This window comes from Paenibacillus koleovorans NBRC 103111, from assembly GCF_004000845.1.
GTDB classification, from domain to species: Bacteria; Bacillota; Bacilli; order Paenibacillales; family NBRC-103111; genus Paenibacillus_AA; species Paenibacillus_AA koleovorans.
In genome coordinates this window covers 14,648-28,187 of the sequence record NZ_BIMA01000097.1, presented here as the reverse complement: position 1 = coordinate 28,187, position 13,540 = coordinate 14,648, and the positions used below count along the sequence as shown (strand labels likewise).

Annotated in this window: 13 protein-coding genes and 1 tRNA gene; all 14 read left to right on the top strand. The window is 56.5% G+C overall.

What is annotated here, in order from left to right; all coding sequences use genetic code 11:
• The first annotated feature begins 165 nt into the window (after nucleotides 1-165).
• The 14 genes from yabN to ftsH all read left to right on the top strand — a co-directional run bounded on the left by yabN (nucleotide 166) and on the right by ftsH (nucleotide 13,385).
• Nucleotides 166-1,635, top strand: coding sequence for a bifunctional methyltransferase/pyrophosphohydrolase YabN (gene yabN, locus PKO02S_RS24565; protein WP_127587146.1), 1,470 nt, complete (start codon nucleotides 166-168; stop codon nucleotides 1,633-1,635).
• Between the two features lie 98 nt (nucleotides 1,636-1,733).
• Nucleotides 1,734-2,006 (top strand): non-specific DNA-binding protein Hbs, encoded by a 273-nt coding sequence (gene hbs / locus PKO02S_RS24560; RefSeq protein WP_127587132.1) that lies wholly within the window; start codon nucleotides 1,734-1,736, stop codon nucleotides 2,004-2,006.
• Nucleotides 2,006-2,278: an RNA-binding S4 domain-containing protein gene (locus PKO02S_RS24555; RefSeq protein ID WP_127587130.1), complete on the top strand. Its 273-nt coding sequence runs from the start codon at nucleotides 2,006-2,008 to the stop codon at nucleotides 2,276-2,278. The genes hbs and PKO02S_RS24555 overlap by 1 nt, the downstream gene beginning before the upstream one ends.
• A 107-nt stretch (nucleotides 2,279-2,385) precedes the next feature.
• Nucleotides 2,386-2,673 (top strand): sporulation protein YabP, encoded by a 288-nt coding sequence (gene yabP / locus PKO02S_RS24550; RefSeq protein WP_127587128.1) that lies wholly within the window; start codon nucleotides 2,386-2,388, stop codon nucleotides 2,671-2,673.
• A complete protein-coding gene (gene yabQ, locus PKO02S_RS24545; RefSeq protein ID WP_246067334.1) occupies nucleotides 2,670-3,260 on the top strand; it encodes a spore cortex biosynthesis protein YabQ in 591 nt (196 codons plus the stop codon). The genes yabP and yabQ overlap by 4 nt, the downstream gene beginning before the upstream one ends.
• A 24-nt stretch (nucleotides 3,261-3,284) precedes the next feature.
• Nucleotides 3,285-3,605 (top strand): FtsB family cell division protein, encoded by a 321-nt coding sequence (locus PKO02S_RS24540; RefSeq protein WP_127587126.1) that lies wholly within the window; start codon nucleotides 3,285-3,287, stop codon nucleotides 3,603-3,605.
• Between the two features lie 187 nt (nucleotides 3,606-3,792).
• On the top strand, nucleotides 3,793-4,275 hold the full coding sequence (locus tag PKO02S_RS24535) for a S1 domain-containing RNA-binding protein (protein WP_127587124.1): 483 nt from the start codon (nucleotides 3,793-3,795) through the stop codon (nucleotides 4,273-4,275).
• A 119-nt stretch (nucleotides 4,276-4,394) separates the two neighbouring features.
• Nucleotides 4,395-4,468: transfer RNA gene (locus PKO02S_RS24530), tRNA-Met, on the top strand.
• Nucleotides 4,469-4,893: 425 nt separating this feature from the next.
• Entirely contained in the window at nucleotides 4,894-7,335 is a 2,442-nt protein-coding gene (spoIIE, locus tag PKO02S_RS24525) for a stage II sporulation protein E (RefSeq protein WP_246067326.1), read from the top strand.
• A 202-nt stretch (nucleotides 7,336-7,537) separates the two neighbouring features.
• A complete protein-coding gene (locus PKO02S_RS24520; RefSeq protein WP_127587141.1) occupies nucleotides 7,538-8,287 on the top strand; it encodes a VWA domain-containing protein in 750 nt (249 codons plus the stop codon).
• Nucleotides 8,271-9,182 carry a protein kinase domain-containing protein gene (locus tag PKO02S_RS24515; protein ID WP_127587120.1) on the top strand — a complete coding sequence of 304 codons (912 nt, stop codon included), beginning with the start codon at nucleotides 8,271-8,273 and terminating at the stop codon, nucleotides 9,180-9,182. Before PKO02S_RS24520 ends, PKO02S_RS24515 begins: the two co-directional genes overlap by 17 nt.
• A 21-nt stretch (nucleotides 9,183-9,203) precedes the next feature.
• Nucleotides 9,204-10,682 (top strand): tRNA lysidine(34) synthetase TilS, encoded by a 1,479-nt coding sequence (gene tilS, locus PKO02S_RS24510; protein ID WP_127587118.1) that lies wholly within the window; start codon nucleotides 9,204-9,206, stop codon nucleotides 10,680-10,682.
• Between the two features lie 103 nt (nucleotides 10,683-10,785).
• Nucleotides 10,786-11,325: a hypoxanthine phosphoribosyltransferase gene (gene hpt / locus PKO02S_RS24505; protein ID WP_127587116.1), complete on the top strand. Its 540-nt coding sequence runs from the start codon at nucleotides 10,786-10,788 to the stop codon at nucleotides 11,323-11,325.
• Nucleotides 11,326-11,426: 101 nt separating this feature from the next.
• Nucleotides 11,427-13,385, top strand: a complete 1,959-nt coding sequence (gene ftsH, locus PKO02S_RS24500) for an ATP-dependent zinc metalloprotease FtsH (protein ID WP_127587114.1) — start codon at nucleotides 11,427-11,429, stop codon at nucleotides 13,383-13,385.
• Nucleotides 13,386-13,540: the final 155 nt, after the last annotated feature.

Genomic DNA, 13,540 nt, shown 5'->3' with positions numbered 1-13,540 from the left:
CCACAGCGGGCGGCGGCCTGCTGTACGCGGCCGCCCTCGTGCGCGCCCGCGCGCTGACGGCGGCCGACCTGGCCGCCTGGCCGGCGCTGGAGCGCCGCGCCGCGAAGCTGCTGCGGCGCCTGCGCCTCGCACCTCCCAATAGAAAGGATGCGGACTAACATGAACATACCGGCTTCGATCGTTATTGTGGGCCTCGGGTCCGGCGACGAGAACCAGCTGACGCTGGGCGTGTGGAAACGGCTGCAAGCCGCGCGCACCCTCTACCTCCGCACGGCGCATCACCCGGTGACCGCCTGGATGGAGTCGCAGGGGTTGACCTACCGGTCTTTTGACTTCTTGTACGAGCAATTCGACAGCTTCCAAGACGTCTACGAGCAGATCGCCATTCAACTTGTGCGCCACGCGCTCGAAGAGGGCAGCGAGATCGTCTACGCGGTGCCGGGCCATCCGATGGTCGCGGAGTCGACGACCCGGCTGCTCCGGATAGCCTGCGAAGCGCGGGGCATTCCGCTAGAGATCATCGGCGGGGAAAGCTTCCTCGACCAGGCGTTCCTGCGGCTTGGGTTTGACCCGATCGACGGCTTCGCGCTGCTGGACGCGACGAACTTAACCCATCACCGGCCGGATCCGCGCATCCATACGTTGATCGGGCAAGTATACGACACGTTCACCGCTTCCGAGGTCAAGCTGCAGCTGATGAGCGTGTACCCGGACGACTACGAAGTCGTGGTCGGGCATCATCTCGGCGTATACGGCGAGGAGTCGATCGCGCAAGTGCCGCTGTATGAGCTCGACCGCATCGAGGGCTACGGCAACTTGTCGCTTATCTGGGTGCCGGCTAGCGGCGACGATCAGCTGCGCAGCCGTTCCTTCGAGCGGCTTCATGAGATTGTCGCTATCCTGCGCAGTCCCGAGGGCTGTCCGTGGGATCGCGAGCAGACGCATGCCAGCATTCGCAAAAACCTCATCGAAGAGACGTACGAAGTGCTCGAGACGATCGACGACGACGATCCGGACGCAATGTGCGAGGAGATGGGCGACCTGCTGCTGCAAATTTTGCTGCACGCTCAGATGGAGGAGGAGGCCGGCGCATTCGACGTGTTCGACGTGTTGGAGACGCTGCACGACAAGCTCATTCGACGCCATCCGCATGTGTTCGGGGAGAAGGCTGCGGCCGACGCCGAAGAAGCTTTGCAGAACTGGAACGCGATCAAGCTTGAGGAGAAGCGCAGCCGGGGAATCGAACCGGGGCGGCAGTCTCAGTTGGCCGGTGTTCCGCGGGATTTGCCGGGGCTCATGAAAGCCTACAAGCTGCAGAAGAAAGCCGCACAGGTGGGCTTCGATTGGGACAAGATCGACGACGTGTACGCCAAGATCGAGGAAGAGCTCCGCGAGTTGAAGGAAGCTTCGGACGAGGGGCGGGAGGGCGAGCTAGGCGACCTGCTGTTCGCGGTCGTTAATCTATCCCGCTTTCTCAAAATCGACCCCGAAGAAGCGCTGGCGACGACGAATCGCAAATTCGTGGATCGTTTCGGTTATATCGAACAGGAGCTTCGGGCGGCCGGCCGCGACATCACCCAGTCAACGTTGGCGGAAATGGAAGTATTATGGCAGAAATCAAAAAAACTTTCGTGATTTGAGCTAACCTAGCAGGATTTCCCTTGGCAACAAAGAATACATACTACTTGTGCAGGCAAAAAAGCGACAGCTAATATTTAGGAGGAAAAATAAACATGAACAAAACAGATCTGGTCAACAACATCGCTACAAAAAGCGGATTGTCCAAAAAGGACGTAGAATCGGTTTTGAACTCCTTCTTGGGTGAAGTAACGGACGCCCTGTCCACCGGCGATAAAGTGCAACTGATCGGCTTCGGCACGTTCGAAACGCGTACGCGTTCCGGCCGCACCGGCCGCAACCCGCAAACCGGCCAAGAAATCAAAATCCCTTCCTCGAAGGTTCCTGCTTTCAAAGCGGGCAACAAGCTTAAAGAAGCGGTAAAATAATGCGACTCGACAAATTCCTGAAAGTGTCCAGATTGATCAAACGCCGCACGGTGGCGAAGGATGTGTCCGATCAAGGCCGAATCTGGGTTAACGGAAGGGAAGCGAAGGCGAGCACGACCGTCAAGGTCGGGGACGAGCTGGTGATTGGGTTCGGACAGAAGCGGGTAACCGTTCGCGTGGATCGCATCGTAGAGACGACCCGGAAGGATGAAGCGGCTGAGATGTATACAGTGCTCCGCGAGGAGTCGAATGCATCGGAAGCCCCGCTTTAGCATGTGGAGGCTATCGGAGACGATAGTCTCTTTTGTTTGCTCCGGACACTTCTTGTACTAAAAGTAGGCAGCCCCCCATATCGTAGGGATAGGGAGGGGTACAGGCCATGAATATCAATGATCACGCGAAAGTGAAGCGTCAGGAAGTGAAGATGCTGAATCGCAAGCTGCTCGAAATTTCGGGCGTGCTGAACGTGGAGAGCTTCGACAGCGAAGAGTTTCTGCTGGAGACCGAGTGCGGGTTCCTGGCGGTGAAGGGGCAGAACCTGCATATCAAAAACTTGAGCCTGGAACAAGGGTTGGTCGCGATCGAGGGACTGGTGAACGGACTGACTTACTTGGAATCGGGCTCCCACGAGAAGACCAAGGGATTGCTGGGTAAATTGTTCAAGTGAGCCTCGAGACGCAATTTCTCACCCTGCTGACGATGATCGCGATCGGGGCGGGGATGGGGGCGATATTCGACGCGTACCGCGTGTTGTCCGGACAGCTTCGCGTCCCTCGATGGCTGATTCCGCCGCTCGATATCGCTTACTGGATTTTATCGACGCTGCTCGTCTTTCGCGGATTGTACGAGAGCAATCACGGAGAAGTCCGGATCTTCGTCTTTTTAGGCTTGATTGTCGGCGGGTGGCTCTACATGCGGCTTCTGAGCGACAAGTTCAGCCGTTTCGTGCTGTTCTTGATCGGGTTGGTCCGCCGGTTGATCCGATTGCTGGTTCGCACCTTCGAGCTGCTCGTCATCAAGCCGATCTATTGGCTATATAGGCTAATAGTCGTAATTTTGGGATTTGTCCTGGCGATCGCTGTATTCCTGTATAAAGTTGTGTTACAATTACTGTACCCTTTCCGGGTGCTGTTTCGGAAGCTGTTTGGCTGGCTGCGTCCATGGCTTGTCATCCCTCGTTGGATGAAGCCGCAGCGGCTGCTTCGGTTCCTGCAGCTGATCCGTCGCCTATGGCAATGGATCCGTAAGTCATAATTGCCAGGAGGTACTGTTAGAGACATGCGGAAAGTCGCAACCGATTCCAAACCGGAACAACCTCATAAGGGCTCCCGCCGGCTGAAGCGGATTGTCTTGTTAACTGTACTGGGAATTGTAGGCTATGCTTCGGTCATTGCATGGGATCAGCAAGGCAAGCTCGATGCGCTGTCGGTCCAGGTGAATGCCTTGAACGAGAAGCGCGCGGAGACCGGGAAGCTGAACGAGCAGTACAAGAAAGAAGTCGAGCGTCTGAACGATCCGGAGTACTTGCTCCAGAAGATTCGGAAGGAATACCATTATACCAAACCGGGGGAAACGTTGTTCTACACCCCCAAATCATAGAGCGGGCCTCTCAAGGCCCGTATTGACCTGTTTTTCGCGATCTTGTATAATCTGCATAGCTGCTCTTTTCAGTTCGCGTAGGGGAAACGACCATTATAGTCCAACGGATGAGCAAGAAGCGCTCCCGCTGCGTAAGCTAGATCAAGAGAACAACTCTTAACACTCTTAGGGAGGAACGTTTCATTCTATGGCAATTGAAGTGGGCACCAAGTTAGAAGGCAAGGTGACGGGCATTACACATTTCGGTGCTTTCGTCGAACTGTCGGAAGGAGTCACCGGTCTGGTTCACATCTCCGAAATCGCCGACAACTATGTCAAGGACGTCAACGATCATTTGAAGCTCGAAGACAAAGTGTTGGTGAAGGTCATCAATGTGGACAAGGACGGGAAGATCGGATTGTCGATTAAGCAAACGATCGATAAACCTCCTGGCGAACAGCGGCCTCCACGTCCGGATCGACCGTTCAATCGGGATCGGGGCGGAGACGACCGTGGTGGTGGTGGTGGTGGCCGATTCGATCGAGGTGGTCGCCCTAACAAACCGCCTATGAACAAGCCGACCTTCGAGGACAAGATGTCGCGTTTTCTGAAAGACAGCGAAGAGAAAATCTCTTCCCTGAAGAAGAACACAGAGGGCAAGCGCGGTGGCAGAGGCGCAAGACGCGTATAGAATCGAATCATTCCGCATCGGCAGGCGAGAGCCCCCGGTGCGGTTTTTGGTTGCGGCGGCCGGTGCGTAATCTCATTTGACAAGCCGTTCGATCGTGTTATATACTGTCGTAAGATTGCGGCGGCGTAGCTCAGCTGGCTAGAGCGTACGGTTCATACCCGTGAGGTCGGGGGTTCGAGCCCCTCTGCCGCTATACAAGTTGTACCCGAATAACCGTTTTTGCAGGCGTTTCTGCAGGAACGGTTTTTTTCTATGCCAATTGATTGATAAGTATTCCCACTATTTTTGTCGGATGGTTCCTTACAACAACCGAATCGACAGCGATCTCCTAATTTTTGATAGAAAATAGAGCCCATTTGTTAGATTAGCTTCTATCAAGCAGCTAGGCATCTCTCGTTGTCCAAGCGAACGATCCTTAGTGCGGCAAGGGCTCGCATACGTTTCTACAGGGCGAGTTATTTTGTCGGAAAATTCTTGGAATCTATCAACTCATTCTGACAAACTTTTATTCCCGGTCGTCCTTATAATAGGGAGCACAAAGAATCGATGAAGGAGTTGTCATTCGAAATGCAAAAGTGGAACTTGCTCAATCCCTCAACCTTTTCCCTAGGAGGTGTGATGCAACGGATACGAAGCGGCAGTCGGCAACGAATGGCGGAAAATCGGTTGGTGCAGTCGCTAGTCGCGAAAAAATGGGCGGCCGTGCTCGTCGTGATGGCGTTCCTGCTCGGCAAGGCGATGATCTTGGAACAGCTCGCTCCCTTCGCGATCGCTTACTTCGCCGTCATTTACTTCGCAAGGAAGGACTTGATCCGCTGGATCGCCTTCGCGCTAGTCGCCGGGAGCTTGTTCTCCCTGGAGCTGAGAACCGGGTACATCGTCACTGAGATGATCGTCTTCCTCCTCATTCAGAAAGGGTTGGAGAAATACGAGCACTCGGAGGTGGCCTACGCACCCTTCATCGTGTTCGTCTCCGCCTTCACCGTGCAGTTGTTCGGTTACATGGTCAATACGGAGCTCACGTGGTACACGCTGATGCTTACCGCGGTGGAAGCGGCGCTCAGCTTCGTGCTTACCCTCATTTTCACGCAGGCGATTCCGGTGTTCACTTTGACCCGCAAAAATTATAGCTTAAAAAACGAAGAGATCATCTGCCTCATCATTCTTCTCGCTTCCGTGATGACCGGTCTCGTCGGCTGGGTCGTCCAAAACATATCGCTCGAGCACGTCATGTCCCGCTATCTGATTCTGCTGTTTGCCTTTGTGGGCGGGGCTCCGCTAGGCGCTTCCGTCGGCGTCATCACCGGGCTCATCCTGAGCTTGGCCGATGTGAATGCCGTCTATCAGATGAGTCTGCTGGCTTTCGCCGGTATGCTGGCGGGGCTGCTGCGAGAGGCGAATCGCCTCGGTGTGGCGCTCGGCATGCTGCTCGGCTCGTCGATTCTGACGGTGTATATCGGCAACCAGGCCCAAGTGATCCACTCCACATGGGAATCGGTGGCCGCCGTGCTGCTGTTCCTGCTTACGCCGCAAACGGCGATTCGAGTCATCGCCAAGTACGTCCCGGGCACGCAAGAAAATGTCAAGTCCCAGCATGAATACGCGAAACGCGTTCGCGATATTACGGCGAGCAGGGTGGAGCAGTTCTCCGAGGTGTTCCGCCAGCTGTCTCGAAGCTTCAAGCAAATAACCCAAGCGGATGAAAAGGAGCGGAAGGATGATGAAATTGGACACTTCATGAATGCCGTCGCGCAGCAGGCTTGCGACAATTGCTGGAAGCGCAAGCAATGCTGGGACAACAAGTTCTACGACACGTACTCGTATATGACGGAGATGATGTCCGCCATCGAGTCGAAGCCGTCTCTTGGCCGGAAGGACGTGCAGCCTCATTGGAAGAAGGCTTGCGTTCGCACCGATCAAGTGATGGAAGTGATGAAGCTGCAATATGAGCGGTACAGCAGCGACCGCCATTGGAAGAAGCAGATTCAGGAGAGCCGCCAATTGGTGGCGGAGCAGCTGACCGGCGTATCGCAGGTCATGGAAGACCTGGCGAAGGAAATTAAGCGAGAGGGCCACGAGCTGTTTCTGCAGGAGGAGCAAATCCGCCAAGCGCTCGAAGAGCTGGGCTTATCGATTCATAGCATAGATATTATCAGTCTCGACGAAGGGAATGTTGAAATTGAGATTATCCACCGGTATACGAAGGGGTTCGACGAATGCCGAAAAATTATAGCGCCACTGCTCTCCGACATTCTGGGCGAGCAAGTGGCGGTGCGGCGAGAGGAAACGTCCGGCCGCGGCGAAGGCTATTCGACCGTGCTGTTCGGATCGGCCAAGGAATTTGAAGTCGAGACCGGCATCGCCGGACTCGCCAAGAACGGGGACTTGCTGTCCGGGGACAGCTTCAGCACCGCCCAGCTGAACAACGGCAAATTTGCCGTCGCCATCAGCGACGGCATGGGCAATGGCGAACGTGCCCGTGCCGAGAGCAGCACCGCGCTTGAAATCCTGCAGCAGCTGCTGCAGTCGGGGATGGATGAGAAGCTGGCGATCAAATCCGTCAATTCGGTGCTGATGCTGCGCTCCTCCGACGAGATATTCGCCACCGTCGACGTGGCGCTGATCGATCTGTACAGCGCGAACACGACGTTTATGAAAATCGGCTCCACGCCCAGCTTCATCAAGCGGGGCTTGGAAGTCATCCCGGTATCCGCGAACAATTTGCCGATCGGCATCCTGAAGGAAATCGACGTCGACCTGGTCAGCATGCAGCTGCAGCAGGGCGACATCCTGATCATGATGACCGATGGCATCTATGACGCGCCGGGCCATGCCGTGAACAAGGAGATGTGGATGCGCCGCGTCATCCAGGAGATTCAAGCGGACGATCCGCAGGCGATCGCCGATCTGCTGCTGGAGCGCGTCGTGCGCCAGTATAGGGGGGAGCTGCAAGACGACATGACCGTCGTCGTGGCCCGGGTGGACAAGTTCCAGCCGGAATGGGCCACCTTCCGGATGCCGGGCCTTACGCGGATCGAACGTCCGCGCACCGTTAGCTGAACTTATAATATTCCTTTAGGCCGCACCTCGCCATTCCGAGGGGCGGCCTATTCACTTCCTTAGCAGCTCGGAGCAAAGCGGTCGGAACCCCTCTATTTGCCCTCCCCCGCACCAACTGAACTGCTGCGAGCTGTCGCTTATATGAACCTCTCTTTCTGGACAAACTAGTACTAGTTTAGAAGGGAGGCGAGCTTATCCGATGATGAAGCAAATTTTATTGATCACCGACGGCTGCTCCAATGTAGGCATCAGTCCCGTTGCGGCGGCCGCCCATGCGCAGCAGGAGGGCATCGTCGTGAACGTCGTCGGCATCGTCGACGACGGCGAGGCCGGCGAGCGCGGCATGGACGAGATCGCCGAGATTGCGCGCGCGGGCGGCGGCATGAGCCGGCTGGTGACGGCAGCGGTGCTGTCGCAGACGGTGCAGGCGATGACGCGCAAGACTGTCATGACGACGATGCACCTGGCCGTGAGCCGCGAGCTGCGGCAAATTCTCGGCACCGGCGAGCTGGAGGCGCTGCCGCCGGACAAGCGGGGCGAGGTCGTCCGCGTCATTGACGACATGAGCGAGCAGACGCCGCTACGAGTCGCGCTGCTGATCGACACGAGCGCCAGCATGAAGCTGAAGCTGAAGGCGGTGGAGGAAACATGCCGGGACCTGCTGCTCAGCCTGCAAGCGAGGAAAGGGCGAAGCGAGATGGCGGTGTTCCATTTTCCCGGCCGCTCGGATGCCGATTTGCTAATAGACTGGAGCAGCGATCTTGCAAAATTGCAGCATTTGTTCTATAACTTAAACATAAAGGGAACTACCCCAACCGGACCGGCCATTCGCCAAGTGTTGCAGCATTTCTCGATCCGCGCCTCCGAGCGTGCGGATCGAAGCGATTCGCCACGTTATCCGCAACCGCGGTCCGACCAGAAGGACGGGATCTGGAGTGACTACGTCGTCTAAGCTTGCGCTAGCCGAAGGCACATGCGTCAGCGGGAAGTGGAACAAGAACAAATATGAGATCGTGCGGCTCTTGGGAGAGGGTGCGAACGGCCAGGTGTATTTGGTGCGTTCGGGCAAGGCCCACTATGCGATGAAGATCGGCTCGGATTCGATCGACTCCCAGCTGGAAGTGAACGCGCTCCGTTCTTTGTCCAGAGGAAGCGACAACGGGCCTTATTTGCTGGATGCCGACGACTATACCATGCACAACCGGGATTATCCATTCTACGTGATGAACTATGTTAAAGGCGTGCACCCATCGATCTTCCTACAGAAGAACGGGATGGATTGGTTCGAGCTCATTCATTACGACGTGCTGAAGCAGCTCGTGCAGCTGCATCGCAAGGGATACATATTCGGCGATCTGAAGGCCGACAACGTGCTGGTATCGGAGCACGGCAAGATCGAGCTGATCGATTTCGGCGGCGTGACCGCCAAAGGCCGCTCGGTCAAACAATTCACGGAAGTTTACGATCGCGGATACTGGAGCGCGGGCTCCCGCAAGGCGGATGAGGCGTACGATTTGTTCGCCTTTGCCGTGCTGTGCCTGCAGCTCGGCGACTCGCGCAACCGGCTGACGGATTTCTTCCGCTCGCTGCCGCAGAACCGCAGCCTCGACGACTTGGTCGCGCTGATCGACGATTCCGACCGGTGCCGGCGGTTCAAGCCGTTTCTGTTGAAGGCATTGAACGGCGGCTACACTTCGTCCCGAGATGCCGTCCAGGAGTGGCGGACGCTGATGCTCCGCAACGGGACGAGTACGGGCAGCCGCAAGCGCGCCATCTGGATTCAGGCGGCGTTTGCGGTGTCGCTGCTGCTGTTCGCGTCTACATTATATTTTTATCTGCAATCCTGATTCGTGACGGAGGACCGACCCATGCAGCATCCGGAGGCGGAGCTCGTCTTCGCGGTCGAACGATTCATCGGCGAGCGGCAACTGCTCCTGCCGAACGATACGATAGTAACAGCCGTGTCCGGTGGTCCGGATTCCACGGCTCTTCTGCATGTGCTGCACCGGCTTGCCCCTCGTTACGGATGGAAGCTGATTGCGGCACACCTTAATCATCAGTTCCGCGGGGCTGAGTCCGAAGCCGAAGCCGAGCTTGTCGCATCCTTCGCTTCGAGCCTCGGCGTTCCGTGCGAGACCGGCGTCGCAGATTTGCCGGCCTGGATCCGCGAGACCGGCCTCAACGCGCAAGCCGCCGCGCGAGACCGGCGGTACGCCTTCCTGACCGAGGTTGCGGCCAAGCATGGCGCTGAGCGGCTGGCGCTCGCGCACCATGCCGACGATCAGGCGGAGACGGTGCTCATGCGGCTCGTCCGCGGCACCGGCCCGTCCGGGCTCACCGGCATGCCGCTTACGCGACGAATCGGAAATTTGGAACTTGTGCGTCCCTTGCTTCGTATATACAAGGAAGAGCTGATGGGCTACTGCCACGAGCACAGTTTACCCTTTGCCGAGGACAGCAGCAATCGCTCAAGGAAATATACGCGCAACCGCATCCGGCTGGATGCGATGCCGGCGTTAGCCGGATTGAACCCGCAGCTTCCCGATGCGTTGAACCGACTAGCCGATTTGATGCGGGAGGAAGATGACTTTCTACGACAAGAAGCGGAGCGTGCACGGGCCGCGCTAGTCACCCGGGAGGACGGCGGCGTAGCCTTCTCCAGAAACGCCTTCCTGGCCTTGCACGTTGCTTTACAAAGGCGGTTGATTAAACTAATATTGAACTATGTGTGCGGGGAACCGGAGCTGGCGGATACCGCGGATGTGTCGGACTACAATCGGATCGAACGGATTCGCGAGGCGCTGGCCGGTGAACGGACGCCCACTCTCACGATTGACTTACACGGGGGCTTCGTGTTTAGGCGCGGCTACGATCGAGTGTGGATCGGAAGAAGGGCTGCGTGTGTCGGAATAGTGGAGGGGTCGGAGCCTGCATGGTTGGAACGGGATTGGCTTGAGCGGGGCGGCTTCCAGTGGGGAGACGTGTTGCAAGGGACTGTCACCGCCAGGACGAATAGGGACGAGGCATCGAAGGACTCCTCCGCGACGGAGGCTTTTTTTGACTTCGACCGGCTCGTTTTCCCGTTGCAGATTCGCTTCCGCCGTGACGGCGACCGGATGGACCCGCTCGGTTTAAACGGTTCGAAAAAGGTAAAAGATATGTTCATTAATAAAAAAATCCCGTTGCAGGCGCGGGATCGCCTCCCAATCCTGGAGGATGCCGAGGGGCGGATTTTATGGATTCCCGGCGTCGGTCGGTCCAGACACGCTCTGCTAATGGACGATACGTCGCGCTTGCTGGCTGTTCGGATCGCGCCTGAGGCATGGAAACGGTTGGTTTCGGGATAAGAATGGGAATGAACTTGGTCTCATAGTATTAGGATAGACGCGGCCTATGCCGGTGGGTTCAAGTGGAATATGATCAGGTTAAGATAACGGGAGGGGCCGGCAGTTGCATAACGACATTCAAGAAATCATGTTTTCGGAAGAAGAGATTGGACGCAAGGTCGCCGAGTTAGGTGAAATTTTAAGCCGCGATTACGAAGGGCGCAATCCCCTTGTCATTTGCGTGCTGAAAGGCGCCTTCATCTTTATGTCCGATCTGGTCAAGCGCATGACGATCCCCCTGGAAGTGGATTTCATGGCGGTATCGAGCTATGGGCAGTCGACCAAGTCTTCCGGCATCGTGAAGATCGTCAAGGATTTGGATGCTCCTGTGGAAGGCCGCGATGTACTGATCGTCGAGGACATCATCGATAGCGGGCTGACGCTGAGCTACTTGATCGACGTGCTGGAACGGCGGAATGCGCTGTCCATCTCCATCGTCACCTTGTTCGACAAGCCGGGCCGCCGCACCGTCGAGCTCGAATCCGACTACAAGGGCTTCACGCTTCCCGATGCCTTCATTGTCGGCTATGGCCTCGATTATGCGGAGAAATACCGGAATCTGCCGTTCGTAGGCATCCTGAAACCGGAAGTGTATTCGTCCTGAAGACTAGGGGAGATGCGCCTTCCGGCCTTTCCTGTTCTATTGTGGTGCATACTCTGCCTGTGGTAAAATAAGTTACGTGTGTCATTGAGAGGAGGTAGGGGATGAATCGGATCATCCGAAACACCGGATTTTATTTGCTCATTTTCCTTGTTACCGTCGGAATCGTTCACTTCATCAGCAATCAGAACGATACCAAGACGACGATCGACTATACCCAGTTCCGCCAGGAGCTGAAAAATAACAATGTCGATGAAGTGTCGGTCAAGTTCGACGGGTATACGTATCTGATTCGGGGGAAATTGAAGAAATCCATAACAGATACAGACAAACTGCTCTTTGAGACCCATGCTCCTTTCGGTGAACGGGTGATCGAGCTTCTCGAGCAAAGCACTGTCAACAAAGAAGTCCATGAGAAAATGGATGGCGATAATGTCTGGATCACATTCCTGACCTCCATTATTCCGTTCGTCATCATCTTCATCTTGTTTTTCTTCTTATTGAATCAAGCCCAGGGTGGCGGCGGCAAAGTGATGAACTTCGGCAAGAGCCGAGCCCGCCTTTATAATGAAGAGAAGAAGAGGGTTACCTTCGACGACGTAGCCGGCGCAGACGAAGAGAAACAAGAGCTGGTCGAGGTCGTCGAGTTCTTGAAGGACCCGCGCAAGTTCGCTGCGCTGGGCGCTCGGATTCCGAAGGGCGTATTGCTCGTCGGGCCTCCGGGGACCGGTAAGACGCTTCTTGCCCGTGCGGTAGCCGGGGAAGCAGGCGTGCCGTTCTTCAGCATCAGCGGTTCCGACTTCGTGGAGATGTTCGTCGGCGTGGGAGCGTCCCGCGTACGCGATTTGTTCGAGAACGCGAAGAAGAACGCACCTTGTATCATCTTCATCGACGAGATCGACGCGGTCGGCCGCCAGCGCGGGGCCGGCTTGGGCGGCGGTCACGACGAGCGCGAGCAGACGCTCAACCAGTTGCTCGTAGAGATGGACGGTTTCGGCGCGAACGAAGGCATTATCATCGTAGCGGCGACGAACCGTCCGGACATTCTGGACCCGGCGCTCCTGCGTCCAGGCCGCTTCGACCGTCAGATTACGGTCGACCGCCCGGATGTGAAGGGCCGCGAGGCGGTCCTGAAGGTCCACGCCCGCAACAAGCCGCTGGCCAAGGACGTGAAGCTCGACGTACTGTCGCGCTACACGACCGGCTTCACCGGCGCCGATCTGGAGAATTTGCTGAACGAAGCGGCGCTAATCGCCGCCCGCCGCAGCCGCAAGGATATCTCGATGGATGAGATCGAGGAAGCGTTCGACCGCGTCATCGTGGGGACGCAGAAGAAGAGCCGCGTCATCAGCGATCGCGAGAAGCGTACGATCGCTTACCACGAAGCCGGCCATGCGATTATCGGCTTCTACGAGAAGCACGCGGATGTCGTGCACAAGGTCACCATCGTCCCTCGAGGTCGCGCAGGCGGCTATGTGCTCAGCATTCCGAAGGACGGCGAAGACCGGTTGCTCGCCACCAAGTCCGAGCTGTTCGACCGGATCACCGGCTTGCTGGGTGGTCGCGTCTCCGAGGAGTTGTACATCGGCGAAGTCGGCACCGGCGCGTACGATGACTTCCGCAAGGCGACCAGCATCGCGCGCAGCATGATTATGGAATACGGAATGAGCGACAAACTCGGACCGATGCAGTTCGGCCAAACCCAAGGCCAAGTGTTCTTGGGCCGCGATATCGGCCACGAGCAGAACTACAGCGACGCGATCGCTTATGAGATCGACAAAGAGATGCAGAGCATCATCATGGGCTGCTACAACAGAGCCCGTGAGATTCTCACGAAATACGTCGATCAAGTGCATCTGATCGCGAATGCGTTGCTTGAGAAGGAAACGCTCGACAAAGAACAGATCGCTCAATTGCTGGAGAGCGGCAAGATCACTTCCTTGCCAGAAGAGGACTCGAGCTTCGATGAGCAATTGAAGGTCAATATCAACACGCAGGACGGTTCGAGCGAAGCGAATAAGCTCGATTTCGACCGCGAAAAGAAGGACCCGAAAGACGAATAACAGCAATCCGGCAATCCCTTGTGGAGTTGCCGGATTTTTTGTTAGTCAAGGGTAAAAATGCCCTTATTTCAGGGTAAATGGACATTGACAGTCCGGATGAGGTTGTGTAAATTAGTTGTAAAATGTAACCTAACGGGGAGCGGGCTATGGACGTA